Annotated in this window: 22 protein-coding genes; 14 read left to right on the forward strand and 8 right to left on the reverse strand. The window is 72.9% G+C overall.

Annotation, left to right across the window (positions count from 1 at the left end; translation table 11 throughout):
* The first annotated feature begins 20 nt into the window (after window positions 1-20).
* From EUA06_RS04005 to pheT, 5 genes are all read left to right on the forward strand, one after another.
* Window positions 21-1,091 carry a sensor histidine kinase gene (locus tag EUA06_RS04005; protein WP_242497948.1) on the forward strand — a complete coding sequence of 357 codons (1,071 nt, stop codon included), beginning with the start codon at window positions 21-23 and terminating at the stop codon, window positions 1,089-1,091.
* 79 nt (window positions 1,092-1,170) lie between these two features.
* On the forward strand, window positions 1,171-1,881 hold the full coding sequence (locus EUA06_RS04010) for a response regulator transcription factor (protein WP_129473676.1): 711 nt from the start codon (window positions 1,171-1,173) through the stop codon (window positions 1,879-1,881).
* Window positions 1,878-4,466, forward strand: a complete 2,589-nt coding sequence (locus EUA06_RS04015) for a DUF4153 domain-containing protein (RefSeq protein ID WP_129473677.1) — start codon at window positions 1,878-1,880, stop codon at window positions 4,464-4,466. The genes EUA06_RS04010 and EUA06_RS04015 overlap by 4 nt, the downstream gene beginning before the upstream one ends.
* A 156-nt stretch (window positions 4,467-4,622) precedes the next feature.
* Entirely contained in the window at window positions 4,623-5,720 is a 1,098-nt protein-coding gene (gene pheS, locus EUA06_RS04020) for a phenylalanine--tRNA ligase subunit alpha (protein WP_129473775.1), read from the forward strand.
* 15 nt (window positions 5,721-5,735) lie between these two features.
* On the forward strand, window positions 5,736-8,222 hold the full coding sequence (gene pheT, locus EUA06_RS04025) for a phenylalanine--tRNA ligase subunit beta (protein ID WP_129473678.1): 2,487 nt from the start codon (window positions 5,736-5,738) through the stop codon (window positions 8,220-8,222).
* A 124-nt stretch (window positions 8,223-8,346) separates the two neighbouring features.
* On the opposite strand, the gene EUA06_RS04030 is transcribed toward pheT, so the two are convergent.
* From EUA06_RS04030 to EUA06_RS04065, 8 genes are all read right to left on the reverse strand, one after another.
* A complete protein-coding gene (locus tag EUA06_RS04030) occupies window positions 8,347-9,582 on the reverse strand; it encodes a hypothetical protein (protein ID WP_129473679.1) in 1,236 nt (411 codons plus the stop codon).
* A 71-nt stretch (window positions 9,583-9,653) separates the two neighbouring features.
* Complete coding sequence (locus EUA06_RS04035; RefSeq protein ID WP_129473680.1) at window positions 9,654-10,457, reverse strand: maleylpyruvate isomerase family mycothiol-dependent enzyme; 804 nt, start codon at window positions 10,455-10,457, stop codon at window positions 9,654-9,656.
* A 60-nt stretch (window positions 10,458-10,517) separates the two neighbouring features.
* The gene (locus EUA06_RS04040) at window positions 10,518-11,975 is read right to left on the reverse strand and encodes a hypothetical protein (protein ID WP_129473681.1); all 1,458 of its coding nucleotides are present in this window, start codon (window positions 11,973-11,975) and stop codon (window positions 10,518-10,520) included.
* A 14-nt stretch (window positions 11,976-11,989) separates the two neighbouring features.
* Complete coding sequence (locus EUA06_RS04045; protein WP_129473682.1) at window positions 11,990-12,697, reverse strand: class I SAM-dependent methyltransferase; 708 nt, start codon at window positions 12,695-12,697, stop codon at window positions 11,990-11,992.
* On the reverse strand, window positions 12,694-13,446 hold the full coding sequence (locus EUA06_RS04050; RefSeq protein ID WP_129473683.1) for a glycosyltransferase: 753 nt from the start codon (window positions 13,444-13,446) through the stop codon (window positions 12,694-12,696). The genes EUA06_RS04045 and EUA06_RS04050 overlap by 4 nt, the downstream gene beginning before the upstream one ends.
* Entirely contained in the window at window positions 13,443-14,261 is an 819-nt protein-coding gene (locus EUA06_RS04055) for an aldolase/citrate lyase/malate synthase family protein (RefSeq protein ID WP_129473684.1), read from the reverse strand. The genes EUA06_RS04050 and EUA06_RS04055 overlap by 4 nt, the downstream gene beginning before the upstream one ends.
* Window positions 14,258-15,004, reverse strand: a complete 747-nt coding sequence (locus EUA06_RS04060; protein WP_129473685.1) for a class I SAM-dependent methyltransferase — start codon at window positions 15,002-15,004, stop codon at window positions 14,258-14,260. Before EUA06_RS04060 ends, EUA06_RS04055 begins: the two co-directional genes overlap by 4 nt.
* A complete protein-coding gene (locus EUA06_RS04065; RefSeq protein WP_129473686.1) occupies window positions 15,001-15,918 on the reverse strand; it encodes an NAD-dependent epimerase/dehydratase family protein in 918 nt (305 codons plus the stop codon). The genes EUA06_RS04060 and EUA06_RS04065 overlap by 4 nt, the downstream gene beginning before the upstream one ends.
* 115 nt (window positions 15,919-16,033) lie before the next feature.
* On the opposite strand from EUA06_RS04065, the gene argC reads away from it, so the two are divergent.
* The 9 genes from argC to EUA06_RS04110 all read left to right on the forward strand — a co-directional run bounded on the left by argC (window position 16,034) and on the right by EUA06_RS04110 (window position 25,302).
* Window positions 16,034-17,062, forward strand: a complete 1,029-nt coding sequence (gene argC / locus EUA06_RS04070; protein WP_129473687.1) for an N-acetyl-gamma-glutamyl-phosphate reductase — start codon at window positions 16,034-16,036, stop codon at window positions 17,060-17,062.
* On the forward strand, window positions 17,059-18,210 hold the full coding sequence (gene argJ / locus EUA06_RS04075) for a bifunctional glutamate N-acetyltransferase/amino-acid acetyltransferase ArgJ (protein WP_129473688.1): 1,152 nt from the start codon (window positions 17,059-17,061) through the stop codon (window positions 18,208-18,210). The genes argC and argJ overlap by 4 nt, the downstream gene beginning before the upstream one ends.
* On the forward strand, window positions 18,207-19,166 hold the full coding sequence (gene argB / locus EUA06_RS04080) for an acetylglutamate kinase (protein WP_129473689.1): 960 nt from the start codon (window positions 18,207-18,209) through the stop codon (window positions 19,164-19,166). The genes argJ and argB overlap by 4 nt, the downstream gene beginning before the upstream one ends.
* Window positions 19,163-20,356, forward strand: a complete 1,194-nt coding sequence (locus tag EUA06_RS04085) for an acetylornithine transaminase (protein ID WP_129473690.1) — start codon at window positions 19,163-19,165, stop codon at window positions 20,354-20,356. The genes argB and EUA06_RS04085 overlap by 4 nt, the downstream gene beginning before the upstream one ends.
* On the forward strand, window positions 20,353-21,276 hold the full coding sequence (argF, locus tag EUA06_RS04090) for an ornithine carbamoyltransferase (RefSeq protein WP_129473691.1): 924 nt from the start codon (window positions 20,353-20,355) through the stop codon (window positions 21,274-21,276). The genes EUA06_RS04085 and argF overlap by 4 nt, the downstream gene beginning before the upstream one ends.
* A 61-nt stretch (window positions 21,277-21,337) precedes the next feature.
* Window positions 21,338-21,892: an arginine repressor gene (locus EUA06_RS04095; protein WP_129473692.1), complete on the forward strand. Its 555-nt coding sequence runs from the start codon at window positions 21,338-21,340 to the stop codon at window positions 21,890-21,892.
* On the forward strand, window positions 21,889-23,325 hold the full coding sequence (gene argG / locus EUA06_RS04100; protein WP_129473693.1) for an argininosuccinate synthase: 1,437 nt from the start codon (window positions 21,889-21,891) through the stop codon (window positions 23,323-23,325). Before EUA06_RS04095 ends, argG begins: the two co-directional genes overlap by 4 nt.
* Complete coding sequence (argH, locus tag EUA06_RS04105) at window positions 23,325-24,752, forward strand: argininosuccinate lyase (protein ID WP_129473694.1); 1,428 nt, start codon at window positions 23,325-23,327, stop codon at window positions 24,750-24,752. Before argG ends, argH begins: the two co-directional genes overlap by 1 nt.
* Entirely contained in the window at window positions 24,736-25,302 is a 567-nt protein-coding gene (locus tag EUA06_RS04110; RefSeq protein WP_129473695.1) for a DNA-3-methyladenine glycosylase, read from the forward strand. The genes argH and EUA06_RS04110 overlap by 17 nt, the downstream gene beginning before the upstream one ends.
* The last annotated feature ends 396 nt before the right edge of the window (window positions 25,303-25,698 follow it).

Consider the following 25,698-nt stretch of genomic DNA (forward strand, 5'->3'; position numbering starts at 1 on the left):
TCTGCCCTAGGGTGACCGACGTGTCCGGGGAGAGGAAGGTCGAGAGCACGCCCACCCGGCTGCGTTCGCTTGCCGACTACTACCCCGACGGCGTCCTCGGCGCCACCCGCGACGGTGTCGTCACGATCATCAACTCCCAGGCTGCCGCGCTGCTCGGCATCGACGCGCAGGAGGCCGCGACCCTGCCGCTGTCCGAGCTGTTGCGGCTCCTCGACCAGGACGGGCGCACCTGGCTCGACGTCAACCGGCCCTTCGACAGCATCTCGATCGTCCGTGCCGTCCCCGAGCAGTCGTGGCTCAACGCCTCCGGCGAGGAGGTGCTCACCACTGCCAGGCTCGTCCGCGACGAGCCACTCGGTCCCGTCGTCGGCATCGCTGTCGGGCTCCGCAGCGGACGGGGCCGTGCCCGGCTCGACCGCGAGCGCTCCGACCTCGTCGCCACCGTCGCCCACGAGCTCCGGTCCCCGTTGACCGGTGTGAAGGGCTTCGTGCAGGCCCTGCTCAACCGATGGGACAAGCTGACCGACGACCAGCGCAAGCTGATGCTCAACACCGTCAACGCCGACGCCGACCGCTTGGCCCGGCTGATCGCCGAGCTCCTCGACGTCGCCCGCATCGACACCGGCCGGCTCCAGCTCTACCCGCGCGAGTCGTCGGCCGAGGTCCTGGTGCGCCGGGTCGTCGAGTCGATCGAGGCCGGCACGTCGCGCGAGATCCTCCTCGAGGTCGAGGACGACCTTCCGGAGGTCTTCGCCGACCCCGACAAGTTCACCCAGGTCGTGACGAACCTGGTCGAGAACGCCATCCGCCACGGGCAGGGCCAGGTGAGCGTCCGGCTGGCCCGCACCCCCGACCGCACCGGTGTGCGCACCACGGTCGACGACGAGGGCGACGGCATCCCCGTCGAGCTGCGCCGGCGGGTCTTCACCAAGTTCTGGACCACCGGTGACTCCGGCGGCAGCGGGCTCGGGATGTACATCGTCGGCGGCCTGGCCCGTGCGCACGGCGGCTGGGTCACCATCGACGACGCCCCGGGCGGCGGAGCGCGCGTGATGGTCGACTGGCCGAGCGACGACCAGCGCCCGGAGTGACCCGGCCCGACGACCACCTCCACACAACCTTCACGAGTCGTCCCCGCCTCCCGCGCGCCCGGGCTCCTAGGGTCGGAGCATGACGTCGAGCATGCCCGTGCGGACCGCCCTGGTGGTCGAGGACGAGCGCACCATCAACGATGCGCTGGCCCAGCGGCTGCGCGCCGAGGGCTACACGGTGGAGCAGGCCTTCGACGGTCCGTCCGCGGTCGAGGTCGCGGCAGCCGTGCGACCCGACGTGGTGCTCCTCGACGTGATGCTGCCCGGCTTCGACGGCCTGGAGGTCTGCCGCCGGATCCAGGCCGAGCGCCCCGTCCCGGTGCTGATGCTGACCGCGCGCGACGACGAGGCCGACGTGCTCGTGGGCCTCGGGGTCGGCGCCGACGACTACCTCACCAAGCCGTTCTCGATGCGCGAGGTCGTCGCCCGCGTCGCCGCCCTGCTGCGGCGCGTCGAGCGTGCCGAGGCTCTCGCCGCCGAACGGCCCGCCGCCCTCGAGGTCGGTGCGATCAGCATCGACCCCGGCACCCGGCGTACGACCGTGGCGGGCGAGCCGGTCCACCTGACGCCGACGGAGTTCGACCTGCTGCTGTGCCTGGCCCGCGAGGCCGGCCAGGTCCTCGGCCGCGACCGGCTGCTCCGCGAGGTCTGGGACTGGGGCGACGCCTGGGGGAGCCCCGGCGCCGCACGCACCGTCGACAGCCACGTCAAGGCGCTGCGCGCCAAGGTCGGTGCCGAGCGGATCCGCACGGTCCACGGCGTCGGCTACTCCCTCGAGGACCTGACATGACTCCGCGCACGCCGACGCCGCTCGACACGGTGTCCAGCCTCAAGGTGAAGCTCGGGCTGCTCGTCGCCGCGTCCGTCGTGGTGGCCGTGCTCCTGAGCCTCCTCGGCTCGGCGGCCGACGTCCCGCCGCTCCTCGTGCTCCCCGTCAGCGTGGCGCTCGCCCTCGGCGTCACCCAGCTGCTCGCGGCCGGGATGGTGGCGCCGCTGCGCCGGATGACGGAGGTCTCGCGCGCCATGGCGCGCGGCGACTACTCCGGCCGGGTCCGCACGACCGCCACCGACGAGGTCGGCCAGCTCGCCGCCGCCTTCAACCGGATGGCCGAGGACCTCGCGACCGTCGACCGCGAGCGACGCGACCTGATCGCCACGGTCTCCCACGAGCTGCGTACGCCGCTCACGGCGATGACGGCACTGCTCGAGAACCTCGCCGACGGCGTCGTGCCCGCGGACTCCGAGCACCTCGGCGCCGCGCTCGAGGAGGCCCAGCGGCTGGGGCGCCTCGTCGACGACCTGCTCCAGCTCTCGCGCCTGGAGGCGGGCGTGGTGGAGCTGGACCGCGAGCAGGTCGCCCTGCGATCGCTGGTCGAGGAGTCCGTCGCCCAGGTGGCCGCGGCCGGTCGCACGGGTGCGTTCGACGTGACGGTCCCGGCCGACCTGGAGGTCGAGGGGGACCCGGCCCGGCTGCGACAGCTGCTCGTCAACGTGCTCGACAACGCGGGGCGGCACGCGCCGACCGGCACCACCGTCCACGTGTCCGGGGGAGCAGGTCCCGGTGGCGGCGGTCGGTGGTGGCTCGAGGTCGCCGACGAGGGCGGGGGAGTCGCCCCCGAGGACCGCGAGCGGGTCTTCGAGCGGTTCGGCACCGACGGCGGCGGCGGGACCGGCCTCGGCCTCGCCGTGGCCCGGTGGGTGGCGCAGCTCCACGGCGGCACCCTGCGCTTCCTCGACCCAGCGTCCGGGCGGGGAGCCCGGCTGCGGCTCGAGGTCGACGGTCCCGGCCCCGCGTCCCCCGCACCTTCCGTTCCTTCCCTCACCCAGGAGCCAGCCGTGAGCACGTCCACGCCCACCCGCCCGACTCCCGCCCGCCCCGCCACGGGCGTGGACGCCCTGTTCGGCCGGTTCTGGCCCGAGTCGGGGAAGGCGTCGGGATGGCGCACGGTCCTGGCCGCCGCGATCGCCGGCATCATCGCCGGCGCGGCCCTGTCCTTCCACGGCCCCGGCATCAGCTGGACGTTGGTCGGCCTGTGCTGCGGCGCGGCTGCGTTCCTCACCGCCCGCCACCGTCGCGACCCGTGGACGCTGACGTGCACCGGGCTGGCCGTGCTGCTGGTGCTCCCCATGACCCTGCTCGCCGCAGAGTGGGTGCAGCTGTTGTGCCTGCTCGCCGCGACCGCCGTGTTCCTGTGCGGCGTGACGGGCGCGCGCTCGCTGCCCGGTTTCCTGCTGTCCGGGATCGCCTGGCCGATGTCGTCGCTGCGCGGACTGCCCTGGTTCGGCCGGTCGCTGCGCTTCGGGCGGGCCGGTTCGCAGACGCCGGCCGTGGTGCGTACGGCGCTGTGGTCGCTGCTGGGGCTCGGGGTGTTCGGCACGATCTTCGCCACCGCCAACCCGGTCTTCGGCTCGTGGGTCGACCAGCTCGTCCCCAGCCTCACGTTCAACGAGATCGTCGGCCGGGCGTTCCTGGCGTGCTTCGTCTTCGCCGTCACCCTCGGTGCCGCCTACCTCGCCCTCAACCCGGCGCAGGTGGAGATGTACGGCGACCGGCGGCCGACGCCGCTGGCCAACCGCTTCGAGTGGCTCGTCCCGGTGCTGGTCGTCGACGGGGTGTTCCTCGCCTTCATGGCCGCGCAGGCGCGGGCCCTGGTCGGCGGGGAGGACTACATCCGGCAGACCACCGGGCTGACGTACGCCGAGTTCGTGCACCAGGGCTTCGGCCAGCTCACCCTCGCCACGGCGCTCACCGTGCTCGTCGTGTGGGTGGCCTCCAGGCGTGCCGGCGAGACGCCGGACGACCGGCGCTGGCTCCTCGGGTCGCTCGGCCTGCTGTGCGTGCTCACGCTCCTCGTGGTCGCGTCGGCGCTCCGCGGCATGAGCGTCTACCAGGACGCCTACGGCTTCACCACGCTGCGGCTCTTCGTCGACGTCTTCGAGGGCTGGCTCGGGTTCGTCGTGCTCGCGATCATGGTCGCCGGTGTCGCCGGCTGGGGCCGGTGGCTCCCGCGGATCGCCCTCGCCTCCGGTGCGCTCGCGCTGGTCGGCCTCGCCGCGATCAACCCGGACGCCTGGGTCGCCGGACGCAACCTCGACCGCTACGACGCCACCGGCAAGCTCGACGTGCCATACCTGATGTCCTTGTCCCCGGACGCCGCCCCGGTGATCGCCGACCGGCTCGGACCGGAGGCGGCGAGGTGCGTGCTCCGGCTGCTGCCCCTGACCAGCATGGACGAGGAGACGCTGGAAGACGCCCGCGCCTGGAACCTCGGCCGATCGCGTGCCGCGACCGTGCTCGAGGACGTCGACGTGGCCTCGATGCCCACCACGGCCACCGACGAATGCAGTGGCGTCTTCGCGTCCTTCAACGGGTAGCATCACGGTCGTGGACACGAGCTTGCGATTTCTGCGCCCCGGACCTGGTCCGTCGGGCAGCTGACGTCATCCGGGTCCGGGGAGTCCCCGTCCGACCCGACGCTCACCCACTTCTAGACTCAGCGGCGACCTGATGAAGCCATGCGAAAGGGAGCCATGTCCGGCCCCAACACCGACTACGACCCTGTCGAAGTGACCCCGCTCAAGGCCGAGCAGGTCGACGAGATGCGCGAGGCGGCCCTGGCCGCGATCGCCGCCGCCGCCGACCTCGACGCCCTCAAGCAGGTCCGCATCGACCACACCGGCGACCGGTCCCCGCTCGCCCTCGCCAACCGCGAGATCGGCGCGCTGCCGCCCCAGGCCCGCAAGGACGCCGGCCAGCGCATCGGCCAGACCCGCGGGGCCGTCAACCAGGCGCTCGCCGCCCGGCAGGTGGTCCTCGAGGCCGAGCACGAGGAGCGGATGCTGGTCGAGGAGACCGTCGACGTCTCCCTGCCCACCACCCGCGCCCGTCGCGGTGGTCGGCACCCGCTCACGCTGCAGTCCGAGCTCATCGCCGACCTCTTCGTGGCGATGGGCTACGAGGTCGCCGAGGGCCCGGTGGTGGAGGCCGAGTGGCTCAACTTCGACGCCCTCAACCTCGGCCCCGACCACCCCGCGCGTTCCATGCAGGACACGTTCTGGACCGAGCCGGCCGAGAACCACGTCGTGCTGCGCACCCAGACCTCGCCCGTGCAGGCGCGCACGATGCTCACGCGCAAGCCGCCGATCTACGTCGTCTGTCCGGGCCGGGTGTTCCGCACCGACGAGTACGACGCCACGCACTCGCCGATGTTCCACCAGGTCGAGGGCCTCGTGGTCGACGAGGGCATCACGATGGCCCACCTCAAGGGCACGCTCGACCACTTCGCCTCCCAGCTCTTCGGTGACGGCATCACGACGCGGTTCCGGCCGTCGTACTTCCCCTTCACCGAGCCGTCCGCCGAGGTCGACGTGCTCTGCTTCGTGTGCCGCAACGTCGACCCTGCGTCGTGCCGGACCTGCCGCGGCGAGGGCTGGATCGAGTGGGGCGGCTGCGGCGTGGTCAACCCGCGCGTGCTCACCGCCTGCGGCGTGGACCCGTCGGTCTACAGCGGCTTCGCCTTCGGCATGGGCATCGACCGCTCGTTCATGTTCCGCCACAACCTCGAGGACCTGCGTCCGCTGTTCGAGGGCGACGTGCGGTTCTCCTCCTCCTTCGGCAGCGAAATCTAAGGGAGAGATCTGATCATGAAGGCACCCCTCTCCTGGATCCTCGAGCACGTCGACGTGCCCGCCGGCACCACGACCGAGCACCTCACCGACCGGCTCACCCTGACCGGCCTCAAGCTCGAGGCGGTCGTGAGCCCCGGGCGCGACATCACCGGCCCGCTGGTGATCGGGCGCGTGCTGACGATGGAGCCCGAGCCGCAGAAGAACGGCAAGACCATCAACTGGTGCACCGTCGACGTCGGCGACGCCAACGGCACCGGCGAGCCACAGGGCATCGTCTGCGGCGCACACAACTTCGCGCCCGGCGACCTCGTCGCGACGGTGCTGCCCGGCGGCGTGCTGCCCGGTGGCTTCGAGATCGGCGCCCGCAAGACCTACGGACACCTGTCGGCCGGGATGATCTGCTCCGCCCGCGAGCTGGGTCTCGGCGACGACCACGACGGCATCATCGTGCTGCCCGCCGACGCAGGCCAGCCCGGTGACGACGTACGCCCGGTGCTGGGGCTCGACGAGGAGACCATCGAGTTCGAGATCAACCCCGACCGTGCCTACGCGCTGTCGATCCGGGGCATCGCCCGCGAGGTGCTGGTCTCGGTCGACGGTGCGAGCAACTTCCGCGACCCTGCCGACCGCGACACGCCCGCGCCCAACGCCGACGGCCACCCGGTCGTCGTCGAGGACGCCGACGGCTGCCCGGTCTTCGTGGCGCGCAAGGTCACCGGCTTCGACCCGACCGCAGCCACGCCGGACCACATCGTCCAGCGGATCACCGCGGCCGGGATGCGGCCGATCTCGCTGGCCGTCGACGTGACCAACTACGTGATGCTCGAGACCGGCCGGCCGATCCACGGCTACGACGCCGACAAGGTGCAGGGCGCGATCGTCGTACGCCGTGCGCGCGACGGGGAGCGGCTCACCACCCTCGACGGCACCGATCGTGCCCTCGACCCGGCCGACCTCGTCGTCACCGACGACTCCGGGATCATCGGGCTCGGCGGCGTGATGGGCGGCGAGACCACCGAGATGTCGGGGACGACCACGTCGATCCTCGTCGAGGCTGCCCACTGGGACGCCGTGTCGATGTATCGCACCGGCCGCCGCCACAAGATCACCTCCGAGGCCGGCAAGCGCAACGAGCGCGGCGTCGACCCGACGATCTGCGAGGCCGCGGCCGACCGCGTCGTCGAGCTGCTCGTCGAGCACGGCGGCGGCACCGCGGACTCAGGGGTGACCGTGGTCGGGACGCCGCCGGCCATGCCCGTCATCGAGGTGGCCGGCGACCTGGCGGCCCGGGTGTCGGGCATGCCGATCACCGAGGAGCGCAGCATCGACTGCCTCCGCGCCGTCGGGTGCGAGGTCTCGGGCTCGGGGACGCTGACGGTGACGCCTCCGCCGTGGCGACCCGACCTGACCGACCCGCAGGACCTCACCGAGGAGGTCATCCGGCTCGTCGGCTACGACCACGTGCCGTCGATCCTGCCGACGCCTCCGTCGGGACGAGGCCTGACGCACTCCCAGCGGCTGCGCCGGCGCATCGGACGCACGCTGGCCGGCGACGGCTTCGTGGAGGTCGTGACCTTCCCGTTCGTGGGCACGAGCGACCTCGACGACCTCGGCCTCCCTGCCGACGACGCGCGCCGCGACCTGCTCCGGCTGTCGAACCCCCTCAGCGCGGAGGCGCCGTTCATGACCACGACGCTGCTCCCCGGCGTGCTGCGCACGGCCGGCAAGAACGTCGGCCACGGCAACGTCGACCTGGCGATCTTCGAGACCGGCGCCGTGACGCTGCCTCGCCACTCCGGTCCGGCGGCGATCCTCCCCGTGGACCGTCGCCCGACCGACGACGAGTTCGCCGCCCTCGACGCGGCGTTGCCCGCCCAGCCGCTCCACCTGGCCCTCGTCGCTGCAGGCGACGCGGTCTCCGGTGGTTGGTGGGGAGCCGCTCGTCCGGTCACCTGGTCCGACGCGATCGAGGAAGTCCGGTCGGTCGCCGCCGCGCTCGGGCTCGACGTGACGGCGTCGTCGGCCGACCTGGCCCCGTGGCACCCCGGCCGGTGCGCCGAGCTGTCCGTGGACGGAGAGGTCGTCGGTCACGCCGGCGAGGTGCACCCGAGGGTCTGCCAGGCGTTCGGGCTGCCGAAGCGCACCGTCGCTGCCGAGGTCGACCTCGACCTCCTCATCGAGCGGGCCGTCCACCTGCGGCCCGCGCCGTCCTTCTCGTCGTACCCCGTCGCGAAGGAGGACGTCGCCCTTGTCGTCGACGCCTCCGTGCCGGCGGCCGACGTCGAGGCGGCGCTGCGCGAGGGCGCAGGCGAGCTGCTCGAGTCGATCCGGCTCTTCGACGTGTACACCGGCGACCAGGTCGGCGAGGGGAAGAAGTCGCTGGCGTACGCCCTGCGCTTCCGCGCTCCCGACCGGACCCTCAAGGAGGGCGAGGCGGCCGCCGCGCGCGATGCCGCCGTGGCCCTCGCCGTCGAGCGCACCGGCGCCGTCCAGCGCGCCTGACTCCCGCACCTCACGCGCCGCTGGGCCTTGAGTCTCCGAGAGACTCAAGGCCCAGTGCTCGTGCTCAGCGCTCGCGCCGCTCTTCAACCAAGCAGCGGCAATCGATTCGGGCGTTCGCACCCGCTCATCGGGGCAGCTCGCAGCCGCGCTGCTCGGCGCCGGAGCACCGGTCCCGCCCGCTCCCGCCGTGGACCACCCCGTCGCGTCGGTGGGCGGCGAGGTCATCCGGACCGGCTCGGCCAAAGACGCGAGAACCCCTCCCGAGGGCGTGGATCGTGTCGGCCCGCCCGGTGCCGATCGCCGTGACGTCGGGGCTGAGCAGGAGGATCCTGTCGAGCCCCGACAGGTCGGTGCGCGCGCGCTCCGTTCCCTCCCAGCACGCCAGGTGCGATCCGAGGTCGACGCGCGTACGGTCACACGCACCTCCAAGCGCCAGTGAGTCGTGCCCGCCGCCCAGCCGGATGCGACCCCGCAGCGCCCCGGCGAGCGAGACATAGTCGCCCCCACCGCGGGTCACGACGTCGACCGTCATCGGTGCACCGGGCGCGCCGAGCTGGTAGTCGCCGACCGCGAGGTGCTCCGGCGCCGGGCCGCCCACGAAGCGCAGCGCTGCAGGGCGTTCGTCGACGACGAACTGGCGCACGCTCGACCAGCGCAGCACCTCCGTGCCCGCCAGCTCGGCCCGGCCGGCGACGTTGTCGATCGACAGCTCACCCGGGCCCCACGACCCCACGAGGAACAGCAGGTCGCGGGACGACCCGTTGTCGAGCTCGCCGTCCGGGGTCATCCGGCCGGCGTAGAACACGCTGTCGAGGTCGACGTTGCTGCCACCGGTCGCGATGCGGTCGGGGTTGGCGGTGAAGCCCCCGGTGTCGCCGGAGTAGACCGAGTCGCGTCCCGCCCCGCCGAGGACGACGTCCGCCTCGGAGTCCGTCTGCCCGAAGTAGCCGACTCCGCCGGAGATCGGCGCCGACGCCCCCGTGTAGACGTAGGCGCCGACGTCGTTGCCGATGAAGCGGTCGGACCCGGCGCCGAGGATCACGGACGCCGGGTAGGTCGCCTCGAAGACGACGACGTCGTCGCCCGGACCCGCGTCCGCGAAGAACTGCGGGTCGCGCGAGCCGGGCCTGCCGTCGACCGGGCAGATGGTGTCGTCGCCGCCCAGGCCCTCGACCCCCTCCCACGCGTCGAGCGGTGCCCGCATCACGTCATCGCCCTCGGTGCCGACAGCGCCCTCGACCGTCACCGGCACGCCGTGGCACGTGGTGGTGTTCGCGTCCGCTGTCGGCGCGAACGCGACACAGGCGGCACCGAGGACCGCGATCACGGCCGCGGCCGCTGCTCGTCGTGGGTGGCTCATGGCGGGACCTCCGCGGTCGGGTGGTGGTGAGGTCGAGACGTCGTCCGGTCCGGAAAAGTTGCGGCGGCGCGTCAGTTGATCGGCGACCCCACGATCGCCCGGAACCGGTCGAGGACCGCCTCGTCGCCGACCACCGACAGTTCCTCGTCGTCGCTCCGGCTCCAGAGCCAGAGGTCGAGCGCCGCGGCGGTGCCGTCGACGACGACGTCGGGCTCGACCGCGTCGTCCTCGGGAGCGTCGACGACGTGGAAGTCCTCCTCGTCGGCGTACGTCGTCCCGCTCTCGGGATCCGTGCCGGAGAAGATGCCGAATCGCACCCAGAACTCCTCGCCCGTGTCAGTCACGTCGACCCGCACGAGGTCCTCACCCGGCTCCCATCGCCCCCAGGGAGGGCAGCCGCCGTACATCACGGCCAGGCACTCGTGCACGCCGTCGCTCGCCAGCAGCGGTTCGAGGTCGGTGCGATCGCCCGCCGCCAGCTCGGCGTCGACGCGGTGGATGAGTGCTTCGTGCGCCTGGCGGCGCAGGATGAAGCCCACGGTGTGGTCGTCGGACCAGTTCCACGCCTCCTCGGCCGGGTCCGCGGCCTCGAGCACCCGCGCGAGCTCGGCCGACCACTCGTCGAAGGTCGCCAGCAGCTCGTCGTACGACTCGGGGCGCGGGGGATCGACCTCCTCGGGACGGGTCGGGCGGGCGGCCACGACCTCCGCCCACCACCGCTGCACCGTCGCGAGGTGCCACAGCAGGTCGGCGGCGCTCCAGTCGGGGCACGACGGCACGCGCGCCGCCGGGTCGCACGCGGTCAGGACCTCGCGGAAACGTGCGGACTCGGTGCGGAGGTGATCGAGGTAGGTCTCACTGGGGAGTCGGGTCACACCAGAACCGTAGGTGCTCGAGTTGCCCGTTGCGCGTCACTTTCCGGGCGAGTGGACGCCTCACGGGTGCCGTGCGCGGTAGAGGACGCCGAGGGCGGTGTCGAGGACCGGGTCCATGCGCGAGCGCACCGCCTCCTCGAGCAGGTGCGGCGTGAGCGGACCCGCATCGGCCGGGGCCATCAGGCACCACTCGATGTCGCTGCGACACAGCCGCGCGGCGACGACCTGCTGTCCCGCACGTCCGAAGGTCGACGCGAGGGGGTAGTCGTAGGGGGTGGGGTTCCGCAGGTCGAGCGCGAGGTACCACTGGGCCGCGTCCGAGCGGAGGACCAGGACACGACGCCCGGCCGTGTCTCGCACCCGCTGGCCGTCGGTCAGCGACCGGGGCGACACGGGGCTGAGCAACGGCAGGCCGTCCAGCACGTCCACCTCGACCTCCGGTGCCCGGCCCGGTCGGCGCCAGGAGACCACCAGGCCGAGGCCACCGACGGCCGCGAGCGCCGCCAGGACCACGGCGAGCGCTGTGGGGGCCGGTGCGAGCACGATGACCAGGGCGGCCAGGGCCGGTGCCGCTCCGGCCCGCACGTGCGAGGGGCTCGCGCGCGGGTAGTTGCCTGCCACCGACACCGCTGCCAGGCAGAGACCCTCCACGGCACCCGGGGTGCGCATGGCGGCCGCAACCACGCAGCCCACCGCCGCGACCACGGTGACGGCGTACGCCGTCAGGTCGATCCACCACAGCTCCGGTCGAGACCGTGCCAGCCGATGGGCCTCGCCGGTGAATGTGAGGCGGCCCGTGCTGAGGTAGGCCCCCTTGTCGGTCAGCGTGCGCCGGACGAACCCGTGCAGCTCGCCGCGGCGAGCCATGAGGGCGAGCACCGCAACCGAACCGACGACCGTGATGCCGGTCGCCACGCCGGCCGACCGAAGGCCGGAGACCACCAGCCAGCCCGGCAGCACCGTGAGCACGGCGGCTGCTCCGAGCGTGTGCTTGGAGAAAAGGGCCAGCACCAGGCCCGCCCCACTCACGAGCGCCAGGGCCAGGGTCTGGTCGCCCTCCGCGGCACGCGCTCCGACGAAGTCGGGGTCCGACGCCGCGAGCGCCGCGACCGAGACCACCACGCCGACCCGGGCGGAGACGCCGTAGGCGTTGTCAGGGGGCCGGGCCAGGACCAGGCCGGCCACGGCGACGGCCGTGCACACGACCGCGGGTCCGCCCGCAGGCGCGACGAGCGCCAGCAGCAGGACAGTGGTCGCCGCCAACACGGTCGCGGTGCACGTTCGCAGCGTCTTCAGGCCGGCGCCGCGCAGCCGCACCAGCAGCGTCGCGCCCCAGACAGGCAGCGGACCGGCACCGTAGAACACCTCGGAGTAGAGCCGCCGCCCACGGGCCAGGCGGGTCGCCACGAGGAGGAACCACACCTCGTCCTGCACGGCCGGCATGGTCCTGCGCTGGCGCACGAGCGCGACGAGCACGGGCACGAGGCCGAGGGCGACCCACCCGACCGCCGTGGACACGGATGATGCCGACGTCAGCGTGCGCGGGCGGTGAAGAGCTGGAAGGCCGCGACCCAGCCCCACCCCGGCACCCGCTCGACCCATGACTCGACCTGTCGTCCGCGGGCGCGGTTCGCCAACGCGGGCGGGAAGGCCCCGAAGCGGGTGGTGCGAAAGTCCTCCAGGCCGGCACCTGCGGCGGCCTTGCTGAGGAGGCCGTGACGCATCTTGAGGATGCCGCCGTCGCCCTGCCAGGTCATCCCGGGCGTCAGGGTGATCTGCGCGTAGTAGCCCGGGAAGAGGGGGTTGGGCTCGCAGAACGCCATCCGGCCGCCGGGCCGGAGCACGGTCCGCACGCCCTTCATCGCTCCCGCGAGGTCCGCGATGTGGTGGAGGACGAAGAAGCCGGTGACCACGTCGAAGGCCCCGTGCAGCTCAGGGGCGGGGTCGACGAGATCTCCGACGACGGCGGGGATCTCCGGAGCGACACGGTGCAGCTGCTCCACGAGTGCCGGAGTGAGGTCGAGGCCGTGCACGTCGACGCCCTCCGCGGCCAGCCCGATCGTGTACTTGCCCAGCCCGCACCCGACGTCGAGGACCCGGTCGCCCGGCCGGATCGCGGCCGCCTCCATCACCGCAAGCAGCTGGCGCCGCGTGTACGGCGTGGTGCTGCGGTCGGCGGTCATCCGCGGCAGCTGCCGGTGGGTGAAGTAGTCGATCTGCTCACTGTTGTGGCTGGTCACGGCGGACCTCCGATGTCGGTGACGGTGATGTGGGGGTGCTGCCAGCGGCGCGCACGCACGCTGCGGACGAAGGGGTGCACCGGCAGGACGGTCAGCAGCCCCCGCACCGACGTCCGCACGCGGACGCGGCTCGTGGTGGCCGTCGCACCCGAGGTGCGCGGGGCGCGCTGCACGGGGACCGTGCGGAGGGGGATGCCCGCCCGGGCGAGCGCCGGCACGAGCGGCGCGACGGGGTCGTCGAGGGCCAGCACGGCGTCCCGCGCCGACGCGGTCATGGCGAGGAACATCCCCGCGTCCCGCGGCACCCTTCCGCCGCTGGCGAGGTGCATGGCGCGACGGTGCCACCGACCACTGGCGAGCCGGCCACGCGCCTCGTAGCTGCCCCGACGACCGGCGGCCACCACTGGTGCGGACCCCTCGGCGAGGGCGTCCACGAGGGTGCGGATGGCCTCCGGGGGGTCCTGGAGGTCGGCATCCATCACCACGGTGACAGCCGAGGTGCTCTCCGCCAGTCCCAGCAGCACGGCGCTGTGCTGGCCCACACCGGGCCGGACCGTCACGAGTCGGCACCGCAGGCCCGCCGGCAGCCGACCGGTGAGCGCGCGCACGGCCGCGCCCGAGCCCTGCGGGCACGCATCGTCGACCAGCACCACCTCCGCGTCGGGCACGCAGGCGGCAATCCTCGCCAGGAGCTCGTCGAGGCAGTCGCGCGTGGCGTGCATCGGCACGACGACGCCGACCCCGCTCACGCGGGCACCTCGCCGCGGCAGAGGTCCCCGAAGGCGACCCGGTCGCGCTCGACCTCGGCCGGCGTACGCCGGGAGAGCCCGGCCAGCATGTCGCGGACAGCGCGGATGCCCGCGTCCGGTGGCGTCGAGGCGAGGTGCCTGAGGAACGACCGTCGCAGGAACGAGAAGTGGCTGCCGACCCGCAGGATCTCGCCCGCCAGCAGCTCGACCGGCACCGGGTCGCCGTGACCGGGAAGGGTGAGTCCGCCGACCCCGAACGCGGTGGTCCCTGCCACGTGCGAGGCGACGTGGTCGACGGCACCGTCCGTGAACGCCGAGAAGATCGAGGTGGTGCCCCGGTCCAGGGCCAGGTCCACCAGGCCCAGGTAGGCGCGGCTCAGCGGGCGGGCCACCAGCTGGTCGACCCGGTCGACCGCCTCGCGGGTCTCGACCATGACGCCCACGCCGATGCGCCCGTCGGCCCACTCGAGGACCCGGTCCACCTCGTCCTCGTGCCGGACCATAGGCAGCAGCACCTCCACCGCGCCACCCGCGATCGCGGCGTCGACGCCGGCGAGGTCGCCCGGGCCGTCGACGCGGCAGACGACGGGCACCTGCGGCAGGAGTCGACGTACGCGCGCCAGGGCTGCGGGGTCGTCGCGGCTCTGGCTGGGCACCAGGCCGATGGCCATCCGGGCGTGGGCCTGGCGTCGCTCCTTGCCGCGCTCCTCCCAGTCGACGACGACGGCGGCCGGCAGTCCCCCGGGGTCGGTGACGCGGGCGAACGACGAGAGCACCTGCTCACTGGTGTGGAAGAGCACGGGCTCGCAGGTCATGGCCGCCCCTGTCGCCGGGCCACCAGCACGAGCGTGGAACCTGTGGGCGGCCTCGACCACCGTCGTCGGGCGAGCCCCGCCTCCCAGGTGTTCACGGAGGTGAGGAGCCGGTTGAGCCAGACGGGTGGGGTCTCCTCGCGGTCGACGACCCGAGGTCCCCAGCGGCTGCTGGCCACGCGGTTCGCCGCGATCGCCGGCAGGAGGAGGAACTGGTAGCCGCGCTGCTCCACGACGGTGAACCCCGCCGACTCGACCAGCGCACGCAGACCGCGGCCCCGGTAGCGGCGCAGGTGCCCGGCCCGCTCGTCGCGGTCGCTCCACAGCACCGGCCAGGCCGGAACCAGCACCACCAGCAGCCCGCCGGGCCGCAGCACACGGGCGCACTCCCCGAGCGCGGCCACGTCGTCCAGGTGCTCGAGGACGTCGCGCGCCAGGACCGTCGCCACCGAGCCGTCGGCGAGGGGGAGCCGCTCGCCGTCGGCGGCGACCGTCGCACCCACCGGTCCGTCGCGGCCCGGCGACCGGTCGACGGCGACGACGGCCCGGCCGGCGGCGGCGAGTCGGCGCGCGAAGCGGCCCGTCCCGGAACCGAGGTCGACGACGACGCCGTCCGGCTCGACCGGGTGCCGGTCGAGCAGCTCGTGGACGAGCCGGTCGCGTCCCGCGAACCAGAAGTGGTCGCCCTCCATGCGGGCCAGGCGCGACGAGGCGCCGTGGTCGTGCGCGTGGACCGTGCCCGTCACGCGCCCACCCGCTCGCCCCGGTGGGCCCGGAGGGTCAGCTCCGCTCCGGACGGCAGGTCGATGCCGGGGCGCCAGCCCCAGGCGGCTTCCAGGGCGGTGAGGTCGGCGCGCCAGTGCTCGACGTCGATCGCGCGGCGGTCCCAAGCTCCCGGGAGGACGGGCACCTCACGACCGGCGGCGTCACCGAAGGCCGCCACCACCGCCTCGGGCGGCAGGGAGACCCCCCGACCCACGTTGAGCACCTGGGTGGCGACGACGTCACGGGTGGCCCTGACGCACGCCTCGGCGACGTCGTCGACGTGCACCCAGTCGCGGCCCACCGGCCCCGACGGCAGGGGCACGGGGGTGCCGTCGTCCAGTGCGCGCAGGATGGCCGGGACCAGGCGCCCCTCCGGCTCGTGGGGTCCGTAGACCCGGAACAGGCGCAGCGCGGTCACCCCGACGCCCCGCGACCCGGCCCACTCGCGCACGGCCAGCCAGGCAGCGGCCTTGGCAGCGCCCCGCGGGCACTCGGGCGGACGGGGGTCGTCCTCCCGCAACGCTCGGGGCGACGGCGCGTACTCGGTCGAGCTGGCGACGTGGACGACGCGTGCCGGCGGTGCCGTGTCCAGCGCGTCGAGCAGGCGCACCGTCGCCTGGACGGTGTCGAGCCACAGCGAGTCCCGGTCACCGGCGCCGTGGCCCGCGGACGCCGCGGCATGGACCACCACGCGTGGACCCACGCGCGCCACGACGTCGGTGAGCGCGGTCCGGTCGTGCAGGTCGACGCGGTGGACCTCGACGGGCAGACCCACCAGCCGGCGAGTCGAGGTGCCCGGGCGGACGAGTGCGTGCACCTCGTGGCCTGCCCTGGCGAGTGCACCGCACGCGGCCGATCCGACGAAGCCGGCGGCACCGCTCACCAGGGTCGTCATGGCCTGCGAGCCTAGTGACGACAGCGCCGGGGTGCCCAGACCTCTGACCGGAGGGCGGAAGCGGTCCAGCCCACCCGAGTATGTGATTCATGCACGAACTTGTATAGTCATGCACATGACCGTGTCAGTCGCCGTCGCCGGAGCCAGTGGGTACGCCGGGGGCGAGGTCCTGCGCCTGCTGCTCGGGCACCCCGACGTCGAGATCGGCGCGCTGACGGCCGGCTCCAACGCGGGCGAGCGGCTCGGCGCCCTCCAGCCGCACCTGCTGCCGCTCGCCGACCGGGTGCTCGTCGACACCACGATCGAGACCCTGTCCGGACACGACGTCGTGTTCCTCGGCCTGCCTCATGGCCAGTCCGCCGCCATCGCGCAGGCGCTCGGGGACGACACCGTCGTCGTCGACTGCGGTGCCGACTTCCGGCTGACCGACCCGGGGGAGTGGACCGCGTTCTACGGCGGCGCGCACGCCGGCTCCTGGCCCTACGGCCTCCCCGAGCTGCCCGGCCAGCGCGAGCTCCTCCGCGGCGCGAAGCGGATCGCCGTCCCCGGCTGCTACCCGACGGTCTCCACCCTCGCCATCGTCCCGGCGATCGCTGCGGGCCTGGTCGAGCCCGACGTCACGGTCGTCGCGGCGTCCGGGACCAGCGGCGCGGGCAAGGCGGCCAAGCCGCACCTGCTCGGCAGCGAGGTGATGGGCAACGCGAGCGCCTACGGCGTCGGCGGCACGCACCGACACACCCCCGAGATCGTCCAGAACCTCAGCGCCGTCCACGGCGCACCGGTGCAGGTCGGCTTCACGCCGCTCCTCGTGCCGATGGCGCGCGGGATCCTCGCCACCGTGCAGGCGCCGCTGCGTGACGGTGTCGACCTCGGGGGAGTCCGCGACGCCTACGCATCGGCGTACGACCCCGAGCCGTTCGTGCACCTGCTGCCCGAGGGCCAGTGGCCGCAGACCCAGTCCGTGCTCGGCTCCAACGCCGTGCAGGTGCAGGTCGCCGTGGACGAGCGCGTACGACGTCTCGTGGCGGTGGCCGTGGTCGACAACCTCGCCAAGGGCACCGCCGGAGCCGCCGTCCAGTGCATGAACCTCGCCCTGGGCCTCGACGAGGCCACCGGGCTCTCCACGATCGGACTCGCACCATGACCACCACCACCCCGAAGGGCTTCACCGCCGCCGGCGTCGCCGCCGGGCTCAAGTCCACCGGCGCCAAGGACCTCGCCCTCGTCGTCAACCACGGCCCCACCTTCGACTCCGCCACCGTCTTCACCGCCAACCGCTGCAAGGCCAACCCGGTCCTCTGGAGCCAGGAGGTCGTCAAGGACGGCACCGTCAAGGCCGTCGTCCTCAACTCCGGTGGCGCCAACTGCTACACCGGCCCGGAGGGCTTCCAGACCACGCACGCGGTGGCCGAGCAGGTCGCCGGCGGCCTCGGCATCGGCGCGATCGACGTCGTCGTCTGCTCCACCGGCCTCATCGGCCTCGCCAACGACCGCGACGACCTGCTCGCGGGCGTCCACGCCGCCACCGCCGCGCTGTCCGCCGACGGGGGACTGGACGCCGCCGAGGCGATCATGACCACCGACTCGGTCAGCAAGACCGTCGTCGTCGAGGGCGCCGGCTGGTCGATCGGCGGGATGGCCAAGGGCGCCGGGATGCTCGCACCCGCGCTCGCCACCATGCTCGTCGTCATCACCACCGACGCCGTCGTCCCGGCCGCCGAGCTCGACGCCGCACTGCGCGCCTCGACGCGGGTGAGCTTCGACCGGCTCGACTCCGACGGCTGCATGTCGACCAACGACACCGTGACGGTCATGGCCAGCGGAGCCAGCGGCATCACGCCGACGCCGGAGGACTTCACCGCCGCGCTGACCCAGGCCTGCACCGACCTCGCCATGCAGCTGCTCAAGGACGCCGAGGGCGCCGACCACGAGATCGCGATCACCACCCTCCACGCCGCCTCGGAGGACGAGGCGGTCGAGGTGAGCCGCAGCGTGGCCCGCAGCAACCTCTTCAAGGCCGCCGTCTTCGGCAACGACCCCAACTGGGGCCGCGTCCTGGCCTCCATCGGCACCACCGACGCGGAGTTCGACCCCGCCGACCTCGACGTCGCGATGAACGGCGTCTGGGTCTGCCGGCAGTCGACGCCTGCGGAGGACCCGGCCACCGTCGACCTCACCGGCCGCGAGGTCAGCGTGACCATCGACCTCAAGTCCGGCGACGCCCGCGCGACCGTCTGGACCAACGACCTGACCCACGCCTACGTCCACGAGAACAGCGCCTACAGCTCATGATCGAGACCGGACAAGACCCCGTGCCCACTCCCGGCCCGACGCGCCCCGACCCTGCCAAGGCGCGCACGCTCGCGGCGGCCCTGCCGTGGCTCAAGCGCTACCACGGCCAGACGATCGTGGTGAAGTACGGCGGCAACGCGATGACCGACGAGGCCCTCAAGGTCGCCTTCGCCGAGGACATCGCGTTCCTCCGGTTCGCCGGCTTCAAGCCGGTCGTCGTCCACGGCGGCGGCCCGCAGATCTCGAAGATGCTCGACCGGCTCGGCATCGAGTCCGAGTTCCGTGGCGGCCTGCGGGTGACCACGCCCGAGGCGATGGACGTCGTCCGGATGGTGCTCGTCGGGCAGGTCCAGCGCGAGCTCGTCGGCCTCATCAACCAGCACGGCGCCCTCGCGGTCGGGCTGTCCGGCGAGGACGCCGGCCTGTTCACCGCGGAGCGCACCAACACGGTGATCGACGGCGAGGAGGTCGACCTCGGCCTCGTCGGCGAGGTCGCCGAGGTCCGTCCCGAGGCCGTCCTCGACCTCATCGAGGCAGGTCGGGTGCCGGTCGTCAGCTCGGTGGCCCCCGACGCCAACGGCCAGGTGCACAACGTCAACGCCGACACCGCGGCTGCAGCCCTCGCGGTCGCGCTGGGCGCCGAGAAGCTGATGGTCCTCACCGACGTCGAGGGCCTCTACCGCGACTACGGCAAGTCCGACGACCTCATCCAGGAGATCAGCCCCGAAGCCCTCGGCGAGATGCTGCCGACCCTCGACGCGGGGATGATCCCCAAGATGCGCGCCTGCTACGAGGCGGTCGTCGGGGGAGTGCCGCGCGCGACGGTCGTCGACGGCCGGGAGCCGCACGCCGTGCTGCTCGAGATCTTCACCGACGAGGGCGTCGGCACCCAGGTGCTGCCGGGCGCCGCCACCAAGCTGCGCAAGCCCTACCCGAAGGCGGAGGACCCGACATGAGCGCGATCCAGGACCGCTACGCCGGCGCGGTCATGAACACCTTCGGCCCGCCCGTCCTCGCCCTCACGCGGGGAGAGGGCGCCCACGTCTGGGACGCCGACGGCAACGAGTACGTCGACCTGCTGGCCGGCATCGCCGTCAACGCCCTCGGTCACGCGCACCCCGCGCTGGTGGCGGCGGTGACCACCCAGCTCTCGACCCTCGGCCACGTCTCCAACTTCTTCGCCACCGAGCCCCAGGTCTCGCTCGCGGAGCGGCTGGTCGCGCTCCTCGGCTGGGACGACGACGCCCGGGTGTTCTTCAGCAACTCCGGCGCCGAGGCCAACGAGGCCGCGCTCAAGCTCACCCGGCGCACCGGCCGGACGCGGATCGTCGCGGCGGAGGGCTCGTTCCACGGCCGCACGATGGGCGCGCTCGCGCTCACCTCCAAGGCCGCCTACCGCGAGCCGTTCGCACCGCTGCCCGGCGAGGTCACCTTCGTGCCGTACGACGACGTGGCCGCGCTCGAGGCCGCCGTCGACGAGACCGTCGCCGCGATCGTCCTCGAGCCGATCCAGGGGGAGGCCGGAGTCGTCGTGCCCGCGCCCGACTACCTCGCCGCCGCCCAGCGCATCGCCCACGACCACGGTGCGCTGCTGTGGCTCGACGAGGTGCAGACCGGGATCGCGCGGACGGGTGCGTGGTTCGCCCACCAGCTCCTCGACGGCGTACGCCCCGATGTCGTGACGCTCGCCAAGGGGCTCGGTGGGGGCATCCCGATCGGCGCCACGGTCGCCCGAGGGGCTGCTGCGACGCTGCTCCAGCCCGGCAACCACGGCACGACCTTCGGGGGCAACCCGGTCGCCTGCGCGGCCGCGCTCGCCGTCCTCGACACGATCGCCGCCGACGACCTGGTCGCGGCGACCCACGCCCGCGGCGAACAGCTCGCCGGCCTGCTCGCGCAGCAGACCGGCGTCGTCGACGTCACCGGCGCCGGCCTGATGCGCGGCGCCGAGCTCGACGGGCCCTACGCGCCGCACGCCGTCGCCGCCGCTCGCGCCGTCGGCTTCATCCTCAACGCCACCGGCCCGACGCGGCTGCGCTTCGTCCCGCCGCTCGTCATCACCGAGGCCGACCTCGACGCCCTCGACGCAGCCCTCCCCGCAATCCTCGACACCGCCCGCGCCGTAGCCCAGGAGACAAGCCCATGACCCGCCACTTCCTCCGCGACGACGACCTGTCGCCGTCCGAGCTGCTGGAGGTCCTCGACCTGGCCGACCGGATGAAGGCCGAGCCCTTCGACCACAAGCCGCTGGTGGGCCCGCGCACCGTCGCGCTCGTCTTCGACCGCCCGACCCTGCGCACGCAGGTCTCGTTCGCGGCCGGGATCGCCGAGCTGGGCGGCAACCCGATGACCGTCGACGGCGGGCTCGCCGCGATGGGCTCGCGCGAGGGCGTCGAGGACGTCGCCCGCGTCCTCGGTCGCCAGGCCGCGGCGATCGTGTGGCGGACCGCCCACCAGAGCGACGTCGTGACCATGGCCGAGTTCGCCGGCGTACCCGTGCTCAACGCACTCACCGACGAGTTCCACCCGTGCCAGCTCCTCGCCGACCTCCAGACCGTGCGCGAGCGCACCGGGCGTCTCGCCGGCGTCCGCGCCGCGTTCGTCGGGGACGGCGCCTGCAACATGGGCAACTCATGGGTCCTCGCCGGCGCGAGCGCCGGGATGCACGTCGTGATCGGTGCGCCCGACGGCTTCTCGCCCGACGCGGACGTGGTCGCCAGGGCCCGCGAGATCGCTCAGGACACCGGCGGCTCGATCGAGCTCACCGACGACCCGGTCGAGGCGGCGACCGGCGCCGAGGTCGTGATCACCGACTCGTGGGTCAGCATGGGCCGCGAGGAGGAGTCTGCCGACCGGCTGTGGATCTTCCCGCCCTACGGTGTCACCGAGGAGCTGCTCGCCCACGCCGAACCGGAGGCCATCGTCATGCACTGCCTGCCCGCCTACCGCGGCAAGGAGATCGCCGACTCGGTGCTCGAGGGCCCGCAGTCGGTGGTCTGGGACGAGGCGGAGAACCGCCGGCACGCGCAGAAGGCCGTGCTCACCTGGCTCCTGGAGCACTCATGAGCACCCCACGACGTTCCTCTCCGCCGCTGCGCTCCCCCGAACAACGCCGCGGGGACCCCGCATGACAGCGATGACGCCCCTGACGAAGGGCGCCCGCCACCAGCGCATCGTCGACATCGTCACCGCCCACCCGGTGCGCTCGCAGACCGAGCTCGCCGACCTGCTCGGCGACCACGGCGTGCACGTCACCCAGGCGACCCTGAGCCGCGACCTCGTCGAGCTCGACGCCGTCAAGGTGCGCGCTGCGGACGGCGCCCTCGTCTACGCCGTCCCGGGGGAGGGTGGCGACCGGTCCGTCGTCGGCCCCCGCGACAGCGCGGCCGGTCGCGACCGCCTCGCCCGGTTGTGCGCCGACCTCCTCGTCAGCGCCGAGGCGAGCGCCAACCTCGTCGTGCTGCGGACGCCCCCGGGTGCCGCCCAGTTCCTCGCCAGCGCCTTCGACAAGGCCGACCTCGGCGACGTCCTCGGCACCATCGCCGGCGACGACACCCTCCTGGTCATCGGTCGCGACCCGCTCGGCGGCGACGCCCTCGCGCAGCGCTTCCTCGACCTGGCCAACCACCACACGCCCTCCAGCCCGGACAACCCGGCAGAAGACAAGGACACCACCTCGTGAGCAAGGTCCTCACCTCCCTCCCCGTCGGCGAGCGCGTCGGCATCGCGTTCTCCGGGGGCCTCGACACCTCCGTCGCGGTCGCCTGGATGCGCGCCAAGGGGGCGGTGCCGTGCACCTACACCGCCGACATCGGTCAGTACGACGAGCCCGACATCTCCGGCGTGCCGTCCCGGGCGATGCAGTACGGCGCCGAGCTGGCGCGCGCGGTCGACTGCAAGTCGCAGCTGGTCGAGGAGGGGCTTGCGGCGATCGCCTGCGGCGCCTTCCACATCCGGTCCGGCGGTCGCATCTACTTCAACACCACGCCGCTCGGGCGTGCGGTCACCGGCACCATGCTCGTCCGCGCGATGCACGACGACGGCGTCAACATCTGGGGCGACGGCTCGACCTTCAAGGGCAACGACATCGAGCGGTTCTACCGCTACGGGCTGCTCGCCAACCCCGACCTGCGCATCTACAAGCCGTGGCTCGACGCCGACTTCGTCACGGAGCTCGGCGGCCGGCACGAGATGAGCGCCTGGCTGACCGAGAACAACCTGCCCTACCGCGACAGCCAGGAGAAGGCGTACTCCACCGACGCCAACATCTGGGGCGCCACCCACGAGGCCAAGACCCTCGAGCACCTCGACGTCTCGCTCGAGACGGTCGAGCCGATCATGGGCGTGAAGTTCTGGGACCCCGCAGTCGCGATCGAGACCGAGGACGTGACGATCCGCTTCGACCAGGGGCGTCCGGTCGCGATCAACGGCATCGGGTACGACGACCCGGTCACGCTCGTCCACGAGGCCAACGTGATCGGTGGCCGCCACGGGCTGGGCATGTCCGACCAGATCGAGAACCGGATCATCGAGGCGAAGTCGCGCGGCATCTACGAGGCGCCCGCGATGGCGCTGCTCTTCATCGCCTACGAGCGCCTCGTCAACGCGATCCACAACGAGGACACCGTCGCGCAGTACCACAACGAGGGCCGCAAGCTCGGCCGCCTGCTCTACGAGGGCCGGTGGCTCGACCCGCAGGCGCTGATGATCCGCGAGTCGATCCAGCGCTGGATCGCCTCGCTCGTCACCGGCGAGGTCACGCTGCGGCTGCGCCGCGGCGAGGACTACTCGATCGTCAGCACCAGCGGACCGGCGTTCTCCTACCACCCCGACAAGCTGTCGATGGAGCGCACCGACAACGCCGCCTTCGGCCCCACCGACCGCATCGGCCAGCTGACGATGCGCAACCTCGACATCGCCGACTCGCGGGCCAAGCTCGAGATGTACGCCGCCCAGCCGCTCGACCAGGGCCAGGTGCTGGTCGAGCACGGGACGCTGTTCGGAGCCATCGAGGCGGGCGGCTACGACAGGATCACCGACAACCCCTCCGCTCGTTCCGAGTCGGAGGACGACAGCGCACTCGACGCCGCAGCGATGGAGTTCGGGACCGACTGATGGCAGGCACACCCGGCACCACCAACGAGGGCTCCCTCTGGGGCGGCCGGTTCGCGAGCGGACCGTCGCCCGAGCTGCAGGACCTGTCGCGTTCGACGCACTTCGACTGGCAGCTCGCGCTCTACGACATCGCGGGCTCGCACGCGCACGCCAAGGCGCTCGCGGCCGCCGGCTACCTGACGGGGGAGCAGGAGGCCGAGATCCACCGCGGTCTCGACGTCCTCGCCCAGCGGTTCACCGACGGCGAGCTCGTGCCGGAGCCGACCGACGAGGACGTCCACGGCGCCCTCGAGCGGCTGCTCCTCGAGGAGGTCGGCCCCGACGTCGGCGGCCGCCTGCGCGCGGGTCGGAGCCGCAACGACCAGATCGCCACGCTCTTCCGTGCCTTCCTGCTCGACCACTCGCTCGTGGTCTCGCGACTGGTCGCCGACCTCGTCGACGCCCTCGCCACGCAGGCCGAGCAGCACCTCCACGCGATCATGCCGGGGCGCACGCACCTGCAGCACGCCCAGCCGGTGCTGCTCGCCCACCACCTGCTGGCCCACGCCTGGCCGCTGGTGCGCGACCTCGACCGGCTCGACGACTGGCGTCGCCGGGTGTCCGCCGACTCCCCGTACGGCTCCGGGGCGCTGGCCGGTTCCAGCCTCGGCCTCGACCCGGAGCTGGTGGCCTCCGAGCTCGGCTTCACCGGCTCGACGGCGAACTCGATCGACGGCACCGCGGCCCGCGACTTCGTCGCCGAGCTCGCCTTCGTCCTCGCTCAGGTCGGCGTCGACGTGAGCCGGCTCGCCGAGGAGGTCACCGTCTGGTCGACCCGGGAGTTCGACTTCGTGACGTTGCACGACTCATGGTCGACGGGGTCGAGCATCATGCCGCAGAAGAAGAACCCCGACATCGCCGAGCTCGCCCGCGGCAAGGCGGGTCGCCTCATCGGCAACCTGTCCGGCCTCCTGGCCACGCTCAAGGCACTGCCGCTGGCCTACAACCGCGACCTCCAGGAGGACAAGGAGCCGGTCTTCGACTCGGTGCAGACGCTCGAGGTGCTGCTGCCGGCGTTCACCGGGATGGTCGCCACGCTCACCTTCAACACCGCCCGGATGGCCGAGCTCGCGCCGCAGGGCTTCTCACTGGCCACCGACGTCGCCGAGTGGCTCGTGCGCGAGGGCGTGCCGTTCCGTGACGCGCACGAGCTGGCCGGTGCGTGCGTACGCCGTTGCGAGGAGCTCGGCTGCGACCTGCCCGACCTCACCGACGAGCAGCTCGCCTCGATCTCACCCCACCTGACGCCCGAGGTCCGCTCGGTGCTCACGGTCGAGGGGTCGGTCGCCTCGCGGTCGGGCCGCGGTGGCACCGCACCGGTCCGGGTGCGCGAGCAGCTCGACGAGCTCCGGACGGCGACCTCCGGGCACCGTGGGCGACTGGGCTGAGGGCGACCCGCTCGAGGTCGCGCCGCGACTTCTGGGCACCGTCCTCACCCACGGCGGCGTCTCCGTGCGGCTGACCGAGGTGGAGGCGTACGCCGGCCCTGCCGACCCCGGCTCCCACGCCCACCGCGGTCGGACCGAGCGCAACAGCGTGATGTTCGGTCCGCCCGGCCACCTCTACGTCTACTTCGTCTACGGCATGCACCACTGCGCGAACCTCGTCACGGGTCCCGACGGGGACCCCGGCGCGGTGCTGCTGCGGGCAGGAGAGGTGGTCGCCGGCCACGTGGTCGCGCGGGAGCGCCGTCCGGGGAGCAGCGACCGTGACCTGGCCCGGGGTCCGGCGCGGCTGTGCCGCGCGCTCGGGATCGACCTCGACGACAACGGCGTACGCCCCGCGCTGGCGCCGGGGGAGCCGGTGGTCCAGATCAGCTCCGGGCCGCGGGTGGGTCTCCGGCATGCAGCCGACCGTCCGTGGCGGTTCTGGATCACCGGGGACCCAACGGTGAGCACCTACCGGCCGGCGGCGCCTCGTCGGTCAGCACGCTCCTGACCTGCGGTTTCGTGCTAGGAGGCACCCCGGTTTGTCACCCCCCGCAGGGAGGGTCTACAGTTCTTCTTGTCGCCGCAAGTGGCGCCGCCTCCTGGCCAGAAGGTCAGCTGAAGCGGAAACCTGGCGCGACCGCCGAGCACGAAGCCCGCGAGTTTGACTCACGCGTGGAGCGCCCGGTAAGTTTCTGCAGGTTGCCCCGCGACCGGACCGGCCCAGCCGGCGAGGATCGGGTGCGTCTGATTTTTGAGAACTCAACAGTGTGTTTGATTAGTCGACGAATTAGTTTGTAATGCCCCGTCGACACTGGTTTGTGGCCTTCGGGTTGCGGTTGGTGTTGATGGTTTCTTTGACAATGATTCTGACAACATGTCAGTTTCGTTTTTTGTCGGGGGATGT

It is taken from the genome of Nocardioides glacieisoli (assembly GCF_004137245.1).
Classification (GTDB): domain Bacteria; phylum Actinomycetota; class Actinomycetes; order Propionibacteriales; family Nocardioidaceae; genus Nocardioides; species Nocardioides glacieisoli.

What these genes read in the sequence shown, in the direction of transcription:
- EUA06_RS04085 (WP_129473690.1), top strand. Translation starts at nt 19,163, where the DNA reads ATGAGCGCGATCCAGGACCGCTACGCCGGCGCGGTCATGAACACCTTC.
- EUA06_RS04015 (WP_129473677.1), top strand. Translation starts at nt 1,878, where the DNA reads ATGACTCCGCGCACGCCGACGCCGCTCGACACGGTGTCCAGCCTCAAG.
- EUA06_RS04030 (WP_129473679.1), bottom strand. Translation starts at nt 9,582, where the DNA reads ATGAGCCACCCACGACGAGCAGCGGCCGCGGCCGTGATCGCGGTCCTC.
- argF (WP_129473691.1), top strand. Translation starts at nt 20,353, where the DNA reads ATGACCCGCCACTTCCTCCGCGACGACGACCTGTCGCCGTCCGAGCTG.
- EUA06_RS04095 (WP_129473692.1), top strand. Translation starts at nt 21,338, where the DNA reads ATGACAGCGATGACGCCCCTGACGAAGGGCGCCCGCCACCAGCGCATC.
- argB (WP_129473689.1), top strand. Translation starts at nt 18,207, where the DNA reads ATGATCGAGACCGGACAAGACCCCGTGCCCACTCCCGGCCCGACGCGC.
- EUA06_RS04055 (WP_129473684.1), bottom strand. Translation starts at nt 14,261, where the DNA reads ATGACCTGCGAGCCCGTGCTCTTCCACACCAGTGAGCAGGTGCTCTCG.
- pheS (WP_129473775.1), top strand. Translation starts at nt 4,623, where the DNA reads ATGTCCGGCCCCAACACCGACTACGACCCTGTCGAAGTGACCCCGCTC.
- argJ (WP_129473688.1), top strand. Translation starts at nt 17,059, where the DNA reads ATGACCACCACCACCCCGAAGGGCTTCACCGCCGCCGGCGTCGCCGCC.
- EUA06_RS04065 (WP_129473686.1), bottom strand. Translation starts at nt 15,918, where the DNA reads ATGACGACCCTGGTGAGCGGTGCCGCCGGCTTCGTCGGATCGGCCGCG.
- argH (WP_129473694.1), top strand. Translation starts at nt 23,325, where the DNA reads ATGGCAGGCACACCCGGCACCACCAACGAGGGCTCCCTCTGGGGCGGC.
- argC (WP_129473687.1), top strand. Translation starts at nt 16,034, where the DNA reads ATGACCGTGTCAGTCGCCGTCGCCGGAGCCAGTGGGTACGCCGGGGGC.
- pheT (WP_129473678.1), top strand. Translation starts at nt 5,736, where the DNA reads ATGAAGGCACCCCTCTCCTGGATCCTCGAGCACGTCGACGTGCCCGCC.
- EUA06_RS04010 (WP_129473676.1), top strand. Translation starts at nt 1,171, where the DNA reads ATGACGTCGAGCATGCCCGTGCGGACCGCCCTGGTGGTCGAGGACGAG.